Source organism: Dactylosporangium sucinum, from assembly GCF_014647515.1.
Classification (GTDB): domain Bacteria; phylum Actinomycetota; class Actinomycetes; order Mycobacteriales; family Micromonosporaceae; genus Dactylosporangium; species Dactylosporangium sucinum.
Map to the genome: position 1 here is coordinate 58,465 of NZ_BMPI01000058.1, position 15,976 is coordinate 74,440.

Consider the following 15,976-nt stretch of genomic DNA (forward strand, 5'->3'; position numbering starts at 1 on the left):
GCCCGGGTGAACCGTCACAGCGTGACGCGGAACGTCGAGCCGACGCCCACGGCGCTCGTCACGGAGATCTCGCCGCCGTGGTCGCGGACGATCTGCCGGGCGATCGTCAGGCCCAGGCCGCTGCCGCCGGTGGCGCGGTCGCGGGCCGGGTCGGCGCGCCAGAAGCGGTGGAAGACGAACGGCAGGTCCGCGGCCGAGATGCCGCAGCCCGTGTCCTCGACCTCCAGGATGCGCCGGCCGTTGCCCGCGTATGCCCGCAGGGTCACCGAACCGCCCGCGTCCGTGTACCGCACCGCATTGGTCACCAGGTTGCCGAGCACCTGGCGGAGGCGGTCCTGGTCGCCGTGGAACGGCAGGGGGCCGGCCACCTCCGTGCGGAGCCGCACGCCCGACGCCTCGGCCACCGCCAGGTGCGCCACCCGCGCCGACTCGACCAGCTCGGCCAGGTCGAGGTCCACCCGGCGGTAGGTCAGGTGGCCGGCCTCGGCGAGCGTCAGGTCCTGCAGGTCGTCGAGGATGCGCCGCTGCAGCTGGGCCTCGTCGTGCAGGGACGCGAAGAGCTCGCGCGACGGTGGCACCACGCCGTCCTGGAGCGCCTCCAGGTACCCCAGCAGGTTCGACAGCGGCGTCCGCAGCTCGTGCGCGACGCTCGCGACCAGCCGGCGCTGGGCCTGCTCGGACGCCTCGATGGCCTGGGCCATGCGGTTGAACGACGTCGACAGTTGCCCCAGCTCGCCGCCGCCGACCAGCGGGACCCGCGTGTCGAGGTGCCCGTCGGCGAGGCGCCGGGAGGCGGCCGTCAGCGAGCGGACCGGGCGGCTCACGTGGCGGGCGACCACGGCCGTGCCGACCAGGGCCAGGACCAGGACGCTGCCGGCGGCGACGGCCATCGGGCCGCCGACCAGCTTGGCCGGGTCGTCGTCGACGGCGCCGAGGAACAGTTGCAGCGGCTCGGGCGAGAACTCCGACACCCGCTCGCCGAAGACCCGGACCAGGCAGCCGTGCTGCGCCTTCTCGGAGCGGCAGGCCTCCACGGCCGGCATGTCGCCGCCCTGGTCGTCGATCAGCTTCGCCTGGATCTCCTGGGCACACTCCGGCGAGTTCGCCGCGACGGCCGGGACCGGGATGCCGAGCTGGTCCGGAGCCACGGCCGGCGGATCGAGCGCGCGGCCGGTGAGGCAACGGGCGAGCAGCTGCGTCTGACGGTACCGCCGGATCCCTTCGAGCGTGACCGCCTCGGCCTTCGTCAGGCCCTTCAGCTTGGCGTCCCGCATGACGTTCTCCGGCCAGGGCAGCGAGTCCAGGTTGTCCGGCAGCATCAGCGTCGGGCGGGGGTCGATGAGGGTCGGCGGGCTGACGACCGGGCGGGCCGCGCGCTTGGCCAGGTGGTCGCTGTCGACGGTGACCTGCCCGTACAGGTTCACGAGCCGGATCCGCTGATGGTTGGCCTCGGACAGTTCCTGGACCTTGTACGACACACCCGCCCAGGTGCCGTGCCGGCGCGCGTACGACCGCACGATGTCGGCCGTGTCGACGACGTGCTGGGTGGCCTTCTGCTGCGACTCGTCGATCTGGCGGGTGGCCAGCTTGAACGTGAGCCAGGCGGTGGCCCCGATCGCGATCACGGCCACCAGCAGGACCAGCCCGAACAGCCGGGCACGAAAGCTCATGGACCCTCCGCTTCGGCGCATGAGTAGCTGCCGAGCCCATGATGAGCGGCCGCTCCGCTGCGCTCCGGACCGCTCATGACGACTGCTCGGCCAGGCGGTAGCCGCGCCCGTACACCGTCTGCACGTACCGTGGCTCCATCGGCTCCGCCTCGATCTTGCGGCGCAGGTTCACCACGTGCGCGTCGACCGTCCGCTCGGACACGTCGCGCTCGAACCCGAACACCCGGTTGATGATCTCGCCGCGGGTGAACACCCGGCCGGGCTCGCCCGCGAGCAGCTCCAGGATGCCGAACTCCTTGGCCGTGAGCACGACCGACGCGTCCCCGACCCGGACCTCGAACCGCCCGGCGTCGACGGTCAGGTCGCCGACCCGCAGCACCCGCTGGTGGCCCGGACTGGTGATCCCGGCCCGGCGCAGCAGCGCCCGCACCCGGGCGGTGAGCTCTCGCGGGCTGACCGGCTTCGTCATGTAGTCGTCGGCGCCGAGGTCGAGGCCGAGCAGCAGGTCGTCCTCGGTGGAGCGGGCCGTGACCAGCAGGATCGCCACGTTCGACTCGGCCCGGATGATCCGGCACACGTCGAGGCCGTCGACCAGCGGCATCATGACGTCGAGGACCAGCAGGTCGGGCTTGCGCGAGCGGCACTGCTCCAGCGCCGCCCGACCGTTGTTGACGGTGAGCACGCTGTGCCCGTCGCGTTCGAGGTACAGCCGGATCAGCTCGGCCTGCTTCGGGTCGTCCTCCGCGACCAGGATTCGTGCGCTCATCCCGGCCATTGTCCCGCGTCGAATGTGAAGAACTTGCGAAACCGGGGTCGGGTTTTGATTCCGGCCACAGTTCTTCATCAGTTCCCAACCACCGGATCCGCACACTCACCGCCATGTGTGGACTTCTGGTGTTCGTGAGTGCCACCGGTACCGTCGATGTGCCGGGCTTCGCCGAGGCGCTGGACCGCCTGCGGCACCGCGGCCCCGACGAGACCGGGGTGGCGCTGGACGCGGGGGTGGCGTTCGGCTTCCAGCGCCTTGCGATCGTCGACGTGGCGCACAGCCGGCAGCCGGTGCGTTACGCCGGCTGGACCGTCGTGTTCAACGGCGAGATCTACAACTTCCGGCAGTTGCGTGCCCAGCTCACGCGCGAGCACGGCGCCGTCTTCGCCACCGAGGGGGAGGCGGAGATGCTGGCGGCGGCGTTCCACCACTGGGGGCCGTCGGCGGTGCGCCGGCTGCGGGGCATGTTCGCGATCGTGGCCTGGGACCGGGACACCGGGACGCTGCACGCGATGCGGGACCCGTTCGGGATCAAGCCGTTGTACCTCATGCAGACCGCGTCCGGCCTCTTCCTGGCCAGCGAGAAGAAGGCCCTCCTGCCGTACGCGACCGACGGGCTCGACGCCGACGCCCTCGCCAACTACCTGACGTTCCAGTACGTGCCCGAGCCGGCGACGCTGCACACCGCGGTGCGCCGCCTGCCGGCCGGCCACACGCTGACCTACCGGCCCGGCGAGGAGCCGCGGATCGAGCGGTACTTCCGGCACTCGCTGCGCCCCGCGACGCTCCCGGCGGACGTCGCGATCGCCGCCGTCCGCGACGCGCTGCGCGACAGCGTGCACGCCCACCTGCAGGGGGAGGTGCCGGTGGGCGCGTTCCTGTCCAGCGGCGTCGACTCGACCGCGGTCGTCGCGCTGGCCAAGGAGCGGCACCCGAACATCCAGACCTACACGGTCGGCTTCGACGACGCGCGGTACTCGGAGATCGAGGCCGCCGCCGAGACGGCCGCCGCCCTCGGCGTGTCACTGGCCGCGACGGTCGTGCGCGACGAGGACGTCATCGGCGCGCTGCCGCAGATCGTGTGGCACCTCGACGACCCCGTCGCCGACCCGGCGATCGTGCCGCTGTGGTTCCTGGCCCGCCGCGCGGCCCAGGACGTGACCGTGGTGCTGTCCGGCGAGGGCGCCGACGAGCTGTTCGCCGGCTACGAGATCTACCGCGAGCCGGGCGCCCTGGCCGGCGTCGCCGGCCTGCCCGACCCGCTGCGCCGGGGGCTGCGCGCCCTGTCGGCGGCGCTGCCGGAGGGCGTGCGCGGCAAGAGCTTCCTGGACCGGGCGACGACCCCGCTGGAGGCGCGGTACTACGGCAACGCCCGCATCTTCGGCCCCGCCGAGAAGGCGCGGCTCATGCGGGTGCCGGGAGCGGCCCACACCGCCGTCACCGCGCCGCTGTACCGCGAGGCGGCCGACCTGGACGACGTGGCGACGATGCAGTACGTCGACCTGCACACCTGGTTGCCCGGCGACATCCTCACCAAGGCCGACCGCATGACCATGGCCCACTCGCTGGAGCTGCGGGTCCCGTTCCTGGACCGCGCGGTGTACGCGGCCGCGGCCACCCTGCCCACGTCGCTGAAGCTGGGCCGCACGACGAAGCTGGCGCTGCGCGAGGCGGTCCGCGGCATCGTCCCGGACACCGTCGTCGACCGGCGCAAGCTGGGCTTCCCGACCCCGACGCGCGTGTGGCTCCGCGGCATGGTGGGCGAGTGGGCGGCGGAGGTCTTCGCCACGACGGACGTCGACGACCTGCTGGACATGACCTACGTCCAGGCGCTGCTCACGGCCCACCGCCGCGGAGCCCACGACCACTCGCGCAAGCTCTGGACGGTGCTGATGTTCTGCCTGTGGTGGAACCGGCGCACCGCGCCACCGACGGCCCTCTCAGGCGACCGGCTGGCGCGTCGCGGCGAGCTCGGCCTCCAGGTCGGCGATCCGCTGTAGGAGCACCCGCTCGCGGGCGACCTCGGCCGCGGCCAGCTCGTCCATCCGGGACAGGATCGAGGCGGTGTCCACCTGGCCGCCGCCGGCGTTGAGCGCCGACACCAGGACCTCGATGGCCTTGCGGCCGGCCTTGGCGTCGGCGGCGACCTCGGTGAGCTTCTCGACCAGCCAGATCGGCCGGTCGACCAGCGGCTGGCCGGGAATGACCAGCCCCTTGGCCTTCGGCGCGCCGTTGACGATGCCCTGCCAGATGGCCTCGTCCACGTTCCGCCCGCGCCGGCGGTCCTCGTCGTTGTACATGTCGTCCTCCAGTTCTCGCATCCGGGAGATCGGGTCGTAGTCCTCGGCGCGGCCGTCGTCGTCGGCGTCGGAGCGGCCGGAGACGTGCACGTGGCCGCTGTCGCTGCTGTCCCGGGTCGTGCGGCGGTTCGGGTGCTGGGCGTCGGTCCACCGTTCCTGCTGGCAGACGCCCTGCTCGTCGGTCCAGTTGAGGTACTTGATCCACATCACGGCGGGCCGTCCCGCGTCCCGGTCCCGGATGAGCTGCCGCGCGATGTCGGCGTTCTCCTTGCGGCCGGCGCTGTTGTCGGCGCGCGGCATGATGTCGAGCGCCCGCGCCTTCCACCGCGCGTTGGGGCCGGGCCACCCGGTCGCCGAGTACGGCGTGTGGTCCTCGGGCGGCTCGGCCCGCTGGTGCCCGTCGTCCGGAAAGTCGAACACGGTGAGGCCGTGCGCCTTGAGGTTGCGCTTGAGGGCCTTCGCGGGACGGATCAGGGTGTACGGCTTGCCGGCCGCCACCCAGTCCCGGAACCCTTGTGACGCCATGTCAGACACCCCTTTCTCTGCGTGTTCCCAGACTCGACCCGCGGCCCCCTCGATCACGACGGCCGTTCGGGCAGCCCCACTTGACAGATCGCGGACACGGCCGGCTGATACACGTGCGCTAGAAGCGCTTGGCCGCCTCGACCGCGTCGGCGGTCGCGCGGTCACGGCGGGCCTCGGCGTCCGTCGTGGCCAGGTTCGGGCGGAACGTCACCGGCGTGATGTCCTCGATGCCGGCCCAGCGCAGCCAGTTCTCGAAGTACGGGAGCTGGAAGTCGGCGCCGAACGACGGGCCGCGGCCCTCGCCGTAGACGGCGCTGGTGTAGATCACGGCGGCCTTGCGGCCGGTGACCAGGCCCGAGTACCCGGCCGCCGGGTCGAAGCCGAACACCATGCCCGGCTGGCTCACCACGTCGATGAACTGCTTCAGGATGTACGGCACGCCCGCGTTCCACATGGGCACGGAGAAGAGGTACTTGTCCGCCGCCGCGAAGCGCTCGAAGGTCTCCCGCGCCGCCGCCCAGGCCGCGGCGCCCTCGCCGCTCGGGGTGCGGCCGGCGAAGACGTCCATCTTGGCGGCCGCGGCCGGCGGGCCGAAGGCCGGCAACGAGCCGTCCCACAGGTCCCACTCGACGACCGTCTCGTCGGGGTGCAGCTCGCGGTACGCGGCCAGGAAGTGCCCGGCGAGCCCGAGCGACTCGGAGCGCTCGCCGCGCGGCGAGGCGGAGATGTGCAGCAGCGTGGTCATGGTTCCTCCGGTCAAGACTAATGCGTGCGCACGCACATAGTGCCGGAAATGCGTGCGCACGCACAAGACTGCTACGGTGTGACGGTGGACAACACGGCTGCCTGGGCGGGACTGCTGCGGGTGCACGCCGCGCTCGTGCCGCTGCTCGACCAGGAGCTGCAGGCGGCCCACGGGCTGCCCCTGACCTGGTATGACGTGCTGCTGGAGCTCGACGCCGCACCGGAGAAGCGGCTGACCATGACCGACCTCGGCGCGGCCGCGGTGGTGAGCCGCAGCCGGGTGAGCCGGGTCGTCGACGAGCTCGTCCGGGCCGGCCTGGTCGAGCGCGAGCCCAACCCGGGCGACAAGCGCTCCGCGTTCGCCAAGCTGACGCCCGAGGGGTGGGCCCGCCTCGCGGCCGCCGCCCCGACCTACCTGGCCGGCATCGAGCGGCACTTCACCGGCCGGATGACCGCCGCCGAGGCGACGACCGTGGCCACCGCGCTGGGCAAGGTCCTGCGCGCACACGAGGCCACGGTCATCCGCCCGATCGGCTGACTGGACCGCGAAGTCGGCGAACAGCAGGGCGGCGAGGCCGAGTGCCAGGCCGATGTTCACCACGGTCGCGCCGGCGAAGACCGCGATCGGCCGCCAGCCCGCCTCGCGCAGCGCCGTCACCCGGAACTCCAGGCCGATGCGGGAACCGGTGCCACAGCTCGACCGCCCGCGGCGAGCCGGTCGCGTCCTTCTCCACCTTGAACGCGAAGTACGCGGTCAGCGCCAGCGCCACGAAGCCGATCAGGGCCTTCTGGGTGACCTTCACGTTCCTTCGGCCAGTGGTATCGAAGCATCGACATGTGCTCCGGGAGCGAGTATATCCAACTAGTTGGGTAGGAAAGCTAGACAATGTGGCCGCGGGGTGGAGCCCGGACGCGGTAGGGTCCGGGATCATGATGCTCGCTGTGCCGCCCGCCCTCGTGCTCGCGGGGCCGGCCGGCTCCGGGAAGAGCACCATCGCCGCCGCCGTGGCCGGGCCGCTCGGGGCCGCCGTGGTCGGGCTCGACGACGGGGGATTCGCCGACCAGCACGAGGTCGACCTGCTCGCGCTGCAGGAGCGGCTCGACGAGGTGCAGGATGCGCCCCTCATCATCGTGGAGGGGGTGTTCGCGCTCGCGCTGCCGCCGATCCGGTGGGCGGCCCGGTGGACGGTCTACGTCGACACGCCGCCGGACATCGCCATCGTGCGGCGGGCGCTGGAGGCGGAGGATCCGCGGCCGGTGCTGCGGGGATATCTGGAGTACGGCCGGGACGGGCTGGCGCGCTTCGTCGCCAACGGCCGGCAGCTGGCCGACCTGGTCGTCGACGGCACCCAGCCGCTGGATGCCGTCGCCGACCGGATCCGTCAGTTCGTCAGGGCAGCATCGCCGGGTCGGCCGCCAGCGCCGCGACCTGGTCGCGAGTGAGGAACGGGGCGGCCAGCGCCGGCTTGGCCGTCTTCTCGTCCGGCCTGCCGTCGCGCTTCGCGTCGGGCGGCAGGTCGGACTGCCCGACGTACACCTGGACCTTCTGCTCGGCGATCACCTCGAGCCAGCCGCCGCGCAGGTAGCGGCGGGCCACCGTGACCGGGCGGCCCTCATCGTCGCGCTGCGTCGTGACCCGCACCTGCACCCCGCCGACGGTCCGCACGACGCAGTCCTCGCCGTCGGTCGGCAGCAGGGCCGGGGGAGCGCACAGGTCGCCGGTCGGCGTGGGCTTGCCGTCGTTCGCGATGTACGCCCACAGCTTGCCCTCGCCGCTGCCGTCGCTGACGAGGACGTTCGCCGTCATCGCGATCAGGACGGTCCCGCTCGCGGGCGAGCCGTCGAGGCGGATCGGGTACGGCGTGGGGTCGGTGGCGAACGGGTACTGGGTGCGGGCCGTGTACCCGGCCGGCAGCGCGGCGACGAGGTGGTCGTAGACCTTGCGGTCGTGCGTGGTGGCGGCCTGCGCCGGGGGCGTCTCGACCGACGGCGGCGACGACACGGTGGACGGCGCGGCGCTCGGGGCCGGACCGTCCGCCACCACGGCCGGGTTGCCCATCGCGGCCGGGGCGACCACCGCGGCCAGCGCCGCCGCGCCGGCCAGGCCCGCCGTCGCCCGCAGCCCGGAGCGGCGCGCGGTGTCCCGGCGGGCGATGGCGAGCGCGGCCTGCGCGTCGCGCAGCGGGGGAGGGGGCACGTCGAGGCTGACCTCGCACAGGTACTTCACGTCGTTCACGGTTGTCCTCCGGACGTCTTGAGGTCATGAAGGGCCCCGCCGAGCGCGTTGCGCAGGTCGTCGAGGCCGCGGGAGGTCTGGCTCTTCACGGTGCCGGTGCTGCAGCCGAGGATCTCGGCCACCTGCTCCACCGACAGGTCCGCCCAGAAGCGCAGGACGAGCACCGCCCGGCGCCGCTTCGGCACGCGCAGCAGCGCGGTCTTGAGCACCTGGCGGTTCTCGAGGTGGTCCTCGCCGACCGCCACCGAGTCGAGGGCGGCGTCGTCGGGCACCGTCGGGTGCTCGCGCCGCCAAGGCCGCCGGCGCTCGTCGAGGAAGGCGCGGAGCAGGACGCGCCGGGCATATTGGTCGAGGACGTCGTGGTGGTCTATCCGCCCCCACGCCCGGTACAGGTTGGTGAACGCCGTCTGCGTGAGGTCCTCGGCGAGATGCCAGTCGCCGCACAGCAGGTAGGCGGTGTTTCGCAGGTGGCCCGCACGGGCGGCGTAGTACGCGACGAAGTCCTCGTCGTGCCCGCGCCGGCCGCCGCGCCGTAGGAATCCCATCATCGAGGTAAGACACGGACCGGCGGCCGGGTCCGGTTGCCTCGTCCGCGAAATCCGTGGTCGCGCGATCCGGCAGACGTTGGTCGATGACCCTGGGGTACATCGACCAACGTCTGCGTAGTGCTACGCCTCGGTCAAGGCCACCCGGTGCTTCACCGGGTCGATCTCCTTGACGCGCACCGGCAGCGTCGTGCCGACGGCCGGGCGGGCGTCCGTGACGAGCAGGGCCGGCACGTCGCCGCCCACGTACAGGAACACGCCGAACGGTGCGAGCCTCGTCACCACGCCGTCCACCACGTCACCTGCGCGGTGCGTGGCGGCGAACTGGTCCCATCCCTCGGAGCGGGTCATGCGATCACCTCCTTCCTCGGCAGACGCCGCAGGATGCGGACGCGGGAAGGAGGGGCGGGCCGCGGGCCCGCGGGGCGATCAAGCCGTGGCCGGGCGCAACTTCCACTCACGGCGCGTGGCCGACCCGGCAGTCATGCCGCACATCGTACCAACGTCTCATGGCACACCGGAACGATGATCCGTAGGCTCAGGGCCGACGTCGATGCCTTCCCGGGCGACCTGCCGCGACCCGCCACGCCGCGCAGGTCGCTTCCCGTGTGCCGGGGGCGCGGTCGGCCGGCAGGGGAGTGCCCTGCCGGTCAGCCATGCCGTGACCACGGAAGGGAAGGCCTGTGCGCGTACCTGTGCTGTTCGACGGTGAAGGCTCCGGGAGCGGGCCGCTGTCCTGGGGGCAGCTGGAGAACTGGTCCGCGATCGTCAAGCAGGGCACCTGGCTGCCGCTCGGCGGCGTCAAGCCCCTGCCCGCGGGAACCACGATCGAGGAGATCACGGGCGAGCTGCGGTACCTCATGAGCCGCTATCAGCCGATGCGCACCAAACTGTCGTTCGAGCCCGACGGCACGCCTCGGCAGCAGGTGTACCGCGAGGGAGAGACGTTCCTCGACGTCGTCGACGCCGGGGACGAGGACCCGGAGAAGGTCGCCGAGAGCGTCTGCGACCGCTGGCGGGACGAGGAGCTCGACTTCGCCGCCGAGTGGCCGGTGCGGATGGCGGTGGTACGCAAGGATGGCACGCTGACCCACATGGCCGTTCTCGTCAGCCACTTCGTCACCGACGCCGCCGGCGCGCTCACCATGATGGCCGAGGTGGCGTCCCGCGTGACGGCCCCGGTAGCGGGGCTGCAGCCGCTCGCCCAGGCCGAGTGGCAGCGGTCGCCGGCCGGGCAACGGCACAACGCGGCGGCCCAGCGATACTGGGAAGGCATCCTGCGCTCGGTGGAGCCGCGGCGCTTCCCCGCACCGGCCTCCGTGGTGACGCCGAGGTATTGGCACGGCGAGTTCACGTCGCCGTCCCTGGCCAGGACGGTGCCGGACCTGGCCGCGGCCAGCGGCCTGGACTCGTCGACGGTCCTGCTGGCCCTCTACGCCGGCTCGCTCACCCGGGTCACCGGCGTGGACCCGGTGGTGATCCGCCCGATGGTGAGCAACCGCTTCCGCCCCGGCCTGGCCGGCGTCGTCTGCACCCTGGCCCAGGCCGGCCTGCTCTCGATCGACGCGGCCGGCGCCGACCTCGACGAGCTCCTCGACCGGATGCGGCGGGTGACGATGAGCGCGTACAAGTACGCCTACTTCCACCACGCCGACATGGCCGCCCTGGTCGACCGGGTGGCCTCGGAGCGGGGCGAGCCGGTCGAGCTGGGCTGCTACTTCAACGACCGCCGCGGCCCGGTGCGGGACGTGCCGTGTCCCCCGGGCGAGTCGACGTTCCGCTGGGTGGGCTCGCAGGAGGCCCCGTCGTTCGAGCCCCTCTTCGTGCACGTGGACAACGTCCCCGGCACGCTGCAGCTCACGGTGTACCTCGACGCGGCGCACCTCTCCCCGTCGGACGGCGAGGCGGTCCTGCGCGGCATGGAGGCGCTGGCCACCGGCTGAGGCCCGCCGCACGACCGAGGCCGGGCCGCGACGGGCCCAGCCTCCGCCTGGCGCCACCCCGCGAAGCCCGGTGACAACCACCGGTGGCCGGACTTCCGCGGGGCGACGCCGGTCGCAGCGTGCGTCGGGCCCAGCCTCCCGTGACGCGTGAGCGCTGAGCCCGGCGCACCGGGAAGCACGGTCAGCCGCGGTACCACTTCTGGTTGGCGCCGCCGTGACAGTCCCACGTGATCAGGCGGCCGCCGTCGTAGCCCGCCCAGTCCTTCACGTCCACGCACTTGTTCGCCTGGGGGTTGACCAGGTCACCCGCCGCGGTCAGGACGAACTGCTGGGCCGGGTTGCCGCTGCAGTACGCCAGCTGGATGATCGCACCCGGAGCGGTGGAGCCCCACGCCACGTCCATGCACAGGCCGAAGGCGCGGACCGTGCCGTCGCCCGGGAACGTCCAGGCCTGCGCCGCCGTGCCGTTGCACGTCCAGATCTGCAGGTACTGGCCGTCGGTCCCGTTCGAGTTCGGCACGTCGATGCACCGGCCGGTGTACCCGATGATCCGGCTCGTCGAGCCGCCGCCGCCGGTCGTGACCAGCGTCAGGCCGTACGTCTGGAGGATCTCGTTGACCGGCTGGAAGAACGTGTTCCCGCCGGTGCTGCAGTTGCCCGAGCCGCCCGACGTCACGCCCTGGGCCTGGTTGCCCGACAGCCACGCGCCGCCGGAGTCGCCGCCCTCGGCGCAGGCGTTCGTCTGCGTCAGGCCGTACACGGCGCCCTGCGCGTAGTTCACCGTGACGTTCTTCGCCTGGATCGTCCCGCAGCGCCAGCCCGTCGTGCGGCCGGACCGGCAGACCCCGGCGCCGACTCCGGCCTCCTGCGAGCCGGCGACGGCGACGTTGCCGCCGGCGTAGTTGTTCACCCACGGCTGCGGGGTCCACGAGCCGTTCGTCTGCACCCACGCGTAGTCGTTGCCGGGGAACGACGAGCCGCGGAACGTGCCCTGGGCGACGTTGTTGTAGCCGGCCGTCGACGCGCCGGTGCCGCCGCAGTGCCCGGCCGTGACGAAGCCGCCGACGACGGAGAAGCCGACCGAGCACAGCACCGAGCTGTTGATGACGTACTGGTCGCCGCCCCGGATGTCGTACAGCGGCCGCGGCGCCCCGGCGCTGGCGGTGACCCGGACGGCGGTGGCGTCGGCGCCGCTGGCGGCGACGAACGCGGCGACCGAGCCGGTGGCGGACGGCTCGGCGGTGACGACCACGGCGTTCGTGGTGACGTCGACGTACCAGCTGTGGATCGACTTGGCGGCCTTCGCCGCGCTGGCGTCGAGCGCCTTGCGCGACCGCTCCAGGTCCTGCTTGCTGTGCTTGACGGTGCGGACCTCGACGCCGCCGGCACGCAGCCCGGCGGCCTTCGGGCCGTCGGTGGTGGCCACGACGAGGCGGCCGTCGGGCGCCTGCCAGGCCCCGGCGAACGCGGTGCCCAGCACCGCCTCGGCCGACTCCGCCGAAGCGGGGGATACAGGGGTGGGCGCGGCGTTGGCTGCCGTCGCGTTGAGCGCGACGAGCGCGGCCACGACCGCCCCGGCTCTCAGCACGTTCTTCATGGGGGTCCCCTTCCAGACCCGAGGGCGAGGGCTGAGAGCGCTCTCAACGGTGAAGTTTGTTTCAAGTTCTTAGATATGTCAACACATCGATGTCGTGTGCCGTCCGTCCGTGAGCTGTCGTGTGAGGCCTTTGCGTCCGAGGAGTTCGAGTAGCGGTACCGCGACCCGCCGCGTCGTGCCGAGCGCCTGCCGGGCCTCGGCGACGGTGAACGGCTGCGGCAGCCGCGCCAGCGCGGCGACGGCCGCGTCCACGGCCGAGGGCAGCAGCACGATCCCGTCGGCGATCCGCAGCAGCAGCCGCGCCTTCACCGCCGCCCCGAGCTCCTTCGGCCCGAGCCCCAGCTCGGCCAGCCGCCCCGCCTCGGGCGCGGCGAACGGCGCGCGCTCCAGGTCGGACCGCACCGCGCCGAGCGCCCGCAGCAGCCGCTCGGGCAGCCCGCGCCCGGTGCCGATCCGCCCGTCGTGGACGGTGAGCGGCGCCCGCACCAGCGCCTCCACCAGGGACCGGTCGGGCAGGCCGAGCCGCTGCCGCAGTACCTCCACCGGCGCGTCGGGCTCCACCGGGTGCGCGGCGGCGTAGGCGTCCACTTCGGACACCAGCCGCTCGCCGAGCGCCGCCCAGTGCGCGGGGTCGGCGAGCCACTCCCCGGCAACGGGTGCGGCCCCGTCGGCCGGCACGCCCATGCGGACCAGCTCGCCGGCCCGGACCAGACCGCGCCGGCGCAGCTCGCCCGGCAGGTCCGGCCCGTCCAGCTTGGACAGTTCCACCGCCCGGGCCGCGCCGGCACCCCGGCGGCGCAGCGGCGGCGGCGCGACGTCGAGCACCGTGACCCGCCCCGGCACCCGGTGCAGCCCCGGATCGCGCAGCAGCGCCCGGTCGCCCACGTGCAGCGGCAGCGGCCGGTCCAGCCGCAACCGTGCCGTGTCGGTCCCCAGCGGACGGATTCGCACCGGTACCGCCGCCGAACCCACGTGCAGGATGAGCGAGGCCGGCAGGTCGGCCACCGGATCCCCGTGCACGCGGACGTCGATCAGCTCGGTCGCCGTGAACCGCCCCGGCGTCACGAGCGCGTCACCGCGTCCGAGCGCGTCCCGCTCGACCCCGCGCAGGTTCACCGCGACGCGGGCGACCGCGTCCACAGTGGACTCCGGTGCGCCGAGCGACTGCAGCCCCCGGATCCGGACCGAGCGGCCGGTCGACGCCAGCTCCAGCTCGCCGCCGGCCGCCAGCCGGCCCGCCCCGAGCGTCCCGGTGACCACGGTGCCGCTGCCGCGGACGGTGAAGCTGCGGTCGACCCACAGCCGGACCGGCGCTCCGGAGTCGGGCGCCGGCAACGCCGCGCCCAGCCGGTCGAGGGCGGCCCGCAGCTCGTCCAGCCCGGCGCCGGTCGTGCCGCTCACCGCGACCGCCTCGACCCCGGCCAGGGACGTGCCGGCCAGCTCGGCGCGCGCCTGCGCGGTCGCCGGCCCAGGATCGGCCAGGTCCGAGCGGGTCACCACCAGCAGCCCGTGCGCGACGCCGAGCGCGTCGAGGACGGCCAGGTGCTCGGCCGACTGCGGCTTCCAGCCCTCGTCGGCGGCGACGACGAGCAGCGCCGCCGGCACCGGGCCCACTCCCGCCAGCATGTTCGGCACGAACCGCTCGTGGCCCGGCACGTCCACGAAGGCCACCCTCGCGCCCGACGGCAGCGTCGTCCAGGCGAACCCGAGGTCGATCGTCATGCCGCGCCGGCGCTCCTCGGCCCACCGGTCGGGCTCCATCCCGGTGAGCGCCCGCACCAGCGTCGACTTCCCGTGGTCGACGTGCCCGGCCGTCGCGACGACCCACATGCTCAACGCCCGGCGCCGTCGTGCGCCGCCGCCGCGCCCGGGGCGCTCGCGCGGCGGACCGCGTCGGCGAGCGCGGCGTCCTGCGGCTCCGGGACGCAGCGCAGGTCGAGCAGCAGCCGCCCGCGCTCGACCCGCCCGACGACGGCGGGCTCCCCGAGCCGCAGCGGCCGGGCCAGCTCCTCCGGCAGCGCGACGGCGATCGACGGCAGCTCCAGCTCGGGCGCGCCGCCCCCGCCCACCACGGCCACCGCGTCCACGACCTCGCCCTGCACGGCCGCGGCCAGCCGTTCGACCCGGGGCCGCAGCTGAGCGACCGTCGCGTGCAACGCTCGGTGGGTCGGGGTGGTCCCGCCGGTCAGCGTCGCCTCGACGGCCGCGAGGGTGAGCTTGTCGACCCGCAGGGCGCGCGCCAGGGGGTGCCGCCGCAGGGTGTTCACGAGGTCCGCCCGGCCGAGCAGCAGCCCGGCCTGCGGGCCGCCCAGCAGCTTGTCGCCGCTGGCGGTGACGAGGCCGGCGCCTTCCCGCAGCACCGTATCCACGTCCGGCTCGTCGGGAAGGACGGGGTCGGGGGCCAGCAGGCCGGATCCGATGTCCACCACGAGCGGCGCGTCGAGGGTCGCGAGCTGCCGCACGGGCACCGCGGCGACGAACCCGCGCTGGTAGAAGTTCGAGGGGTGCACCTTGAGCACGAACCCGGTGCCCGGCCCGATGGCGTTCGCGTAGTCGGCGAGTGACGTACGGTTGGTCGTCCCGACCTCCCGCAGCCGCGCCCCGGTGGACTCGAGCAGCTCGGGCAGCCGAAACCCGTCGCCGATCTCGACCAGCTCCCCGCGGCTGACGACGATCTCCTTGCCCCTGGCCAGCCCGGTGGCAGCAAGCAGGAGCGCCGCGGCACCGTTGTTCAGCAGGTGTACCGCTTGGGCCCGCGGAACGGCCGCGGAGAGTGCCCCCATCGCCCCGCGCCCTCGCTTCGCCCGCTTCCCGCTGTCGAGATCGAGCTCGACGTCCGTATACCCGGCGGCGGCGGCGACCGCGCTGACCGCCGCCTCGGAGAGCGCGGCCCGCCCGAGATTGGTGTGCAGGACAACCCCGGTCGCGTTGAGCACGACCCGGCTCCGGGTGCGGTGCAGCGCCTCGACGACGGCCGGCACCACGTCCTCGCCGCGGATCTCCCCACGCCGGACCCGCTCGAGCTGCTCCCTCGCGAGCACCTTCGCCCGCCCGCGATCGACGTCCTTGAGCCGCGGATCGTCCAGCACCCGATCCGTCCGCGGCACGTTCCGCCGCGGGTCACCGTTCATAGCCCGACGCTAGCAGCGGCGCCTCCGGCCCGCCGCGCGCCGGTCATACTGTGCGGGTGCCGACCTTCCTGCCGCCCGAGGCCGCGAGCTTCACCCTCAGTTCGGGCTCACCCGTGATCACCCTGGCCGTGCAGCCGCCGCCGGACCTGGCCGCGGGGGAGTGGTCCCTCCTGAGCCGCCTGACCCTGCTCGTGGTCGACGGCCCGGGCGAGGCGGGCTATCTCCTCCCACGCCTGGGCCCGGCGGGCGACGTCACCCCGCCCGGCTGGGACGAGGCGGTGGAGGAGGCGGCAGGCAGCCACGTCGTCTTCGGCACGGCCCCGAACGCCCCGGCGGTCTTCGCCCGCGCCCTGACCTGACGACCGGGAAACAGCCAGGGGCGCGGCCCGGAATCCCGGACCGCGCCCCTGGCTGACGGGGTTGCAGCGCTGACCTATTTGATCTGCTGGCCGTTGTCGTTCCAGGTGTTGTTGCTCCACTGCGGCAGGGTGGCGGCGTTGAAGGCCTGGGTGCCGT

The 15,976-nt window shown here is 73.6% G+C and carries 15 protein-coding genes; 5 read left to right on the forward strand and 10 right to left on the reverse strand.

Features of this window, described 5'->3' with window-relative positions; all coding sequences use genetic code 11:
- Positions 1-14 precede the first annotated feature (14 nt).
- Positions 15-1,670: a sensor histidine kinase gene (locus tag IEZ31_RS41465; RefSeq protein WP_190255608.1), complete on the reverse strand. Its 1,656-nt coding sequence runs from the start codon at positions 1,668-1,670 to the stop codon at positions 15-17.
- Positions 1,671-1,743: 73 nt separating this feature from the next.
- The gene (locus IEZ31_RS41470; RefSeq protein WP_229836507.1) at positions 1,744-2,445 is read right to left on the reverse strand and encodes a response regulator transcription factor; all 702 of its coding nucleotides are present in this window, start codon (positions 2,443-2,445) and stop codon (positions 1,744-1,746) included.
- Positions 2,446-2,549: 104 nt separating this feature from the next.
- Between IEZ31_RS41470 and asnB the strand changes: the two genes are divergently transcribed.
- Positions 2,550-4,439, forward strand: a complete 1,890-nt coding sequence (gene asnB, locus IEZ31_RS41475) for an asparagine synthase (glutamine-hydrolyzing) (protein WP_190255610.1) — start codon at positions 2,550-2,552, stop codon at positions 4,437-4,439.
- Here asnB and IEZ31_RS41480 read toward each other — a convergent pair.
- Together IEZ31_RS41480 and IEZ31_RS41485 are read right to left on the reverse strand one after the other, a co-directional pair.
- On the reverse strand, positions 4,380-5,264 hold the full coding sequence (locus IEZ31_RS41480; protein WP_190255611.1) for a hypothetical protein: 885 nt from the start codon (positions 5,262-5,264) through the stop codon (positions 4,380-4,382). The two genes, asnB and IEZ31_RS41480, sit on opposite strands and share 60 nt — an antisense overlap.
- 118 nt (positions 5,265-5,382) lie before the next feature.
- Entirely contained in the window at positions 5,383-6,009 is a 627-nt protein-coding gene (locus IEZ31_RS41485) for an FMN-dependent NADH-azoreductase (protein ID WP_190255612.1), read from the reverse strand.
- Between the two features lie 84 nt (positions 6,010-6,093).
- Here IEZ31_RS41485 and IEZ31_RS41490 point away from each other — a divergent pair, with 84 nt between their 5' ends.
- Positions 6,094-6,546: a MarR family winged helix-turn-helix transcriptional regulator gene (locus tag IEZ31_RS41490; RefSeq protein ID WP_229836510.1), complete on the forward strand. Its 453-nt coding sequence runs from the start codon at positions 6,094-6,096 to the stop codon at positions 6,544-6,546.
- Between the two features lie 392 nt (positions 6,547-6,938).
- A complete protein-coding gene (locus tag IEZ31_RS41495; RefSeq protein WP_190255614.1) occupies positions 6,939-7,451 on the forward strand; it encodes a nucleoside/nucleotide kinase family protein in 513 nt (170 codons plus the stop codon).
- Here the strand turns inward: IEZ31_RS41495 and IEZ31_RS41500 are convergent.
- From IEZ31_RS41500 to IEZ31_RS41510, 3 genes are all read right to left on the reverse strand, one after another.
- Positions 7,399-8,244, reverse strand: a complete 846-nt coding sequence (locus IEZ31_RS41500) for a hypothetical protein (RefSeq protein ID WP_190255615.1) — start codon at positions 8,242-8,244, stop codon at positions 7,399-7,401. The genes IEZ31_RS41495 and IEZ31_RS41500 overlap by 53 nt on opposite strands.
- A complete protein-coding gene (locus IEZ31_RS41505) occupies positions 8,241-8,792 on the reverse strand; it encodes a SigE family RNA polymerase sigma factor (protein ID WP_229836513.1) in 552 nt (183 codons plus the stop codon). The genes IEZ31_RS41500 and IEZ31_RS41505 overlap by 4 nt, the downstream gene beginning before the upstream one ends.
- A gap of 120 nt (positions 8,793-8,912) precedes the next feature.
- Complete coding sequence (locus IEZ31_RS41510) at positions 8,913-9,140, reverse strand: S1 RNA-binding domain-containing protein (protein WP_190255616.1); 228 nt, start codon at positions 9,138-9,140, stop codon at positions 8,913-8,915.
- Positions 9,141-9,472: 332 nt separating this feature from the next.
- Here IEZ31_RS41510 and IEZ31_RS41515 point away from each other — a divergent pair, with 332 nt between their 5' ends.
- Positions 9,473-10,732: a condensation domain-containing protein gene (locus tag IEZ31_RS41515; RefSeq protein ID WP_190255617.1), complete on the forward strand. Its 1,260-nt coding sequence runs from the start codon at positions 9,473-9,475 to the stop codon at positions 10,730-10,732.
- A 181-nt stretch (positions 10,733-10,913) separates the two neighbouring features.
- On the opposite strand, the gene IEZ31_RS41520 is transcribed toward IEZ31_RS41515, so the two are convergent.
- From IEZ31_RS41520 to selA, 3 genes are all read right to left on the reverse strand, one after another.
- Positions 10,914-12,329, reverse strand: coding sequence for a ricin-type beta-trefoil lectin domain protein (locus IEZ31_RS41520; protein ID WP_190255618.1), 1,416 nt, complete (start codon positions 12,327-12,329; stop codon positions 10,914-10,916).
- 78 nt (positions 12,330-12,407) lie between these two features.
- Complete coding sequence (gene selB, locus IEZ31_RS41525) at positions 12,408-14,159, reverse strand: selenocysteine-specific translation elongation factor (RefSeq protein ID WP_190255629.1); 1,752 nt, start codon at positions 14,157-14,159, stop codon at positions 12,408-12,410.
- A gap of 2 nt (positions 14,160-14,161) precedes the next feature.
- The gene (gene selA, locus IEZ31_RS41530; protein ID WP_190255619.1) at positions 14,162-15,460 is read right to left on the reverse strand and encodes an L-seryl-tRNA(Sec) selenium transferase; all 1,299 of its coding nucleotides are present in this window, start codon (positions 15,458-15,460) and stop codon (positions 14,162-14,164) included.
- Positions 15,461-15,516: 56 nt separating this feature from the next.
- Here selA and IEZ31_RS58370 point away from each other — a divergent pair, with 56 nt between their 5' ends.
- Entirely contained in the window at positions 15,517-15,819 is a 303-nt protein-coding gene (locus tag IEZ31_RS58370) for a hypothetical protein (RefSeq protein ID WP_190255620.1), read from the forward strand.
- Positions 15,820-15,976 lie beyond the last annotated feature (157 nt).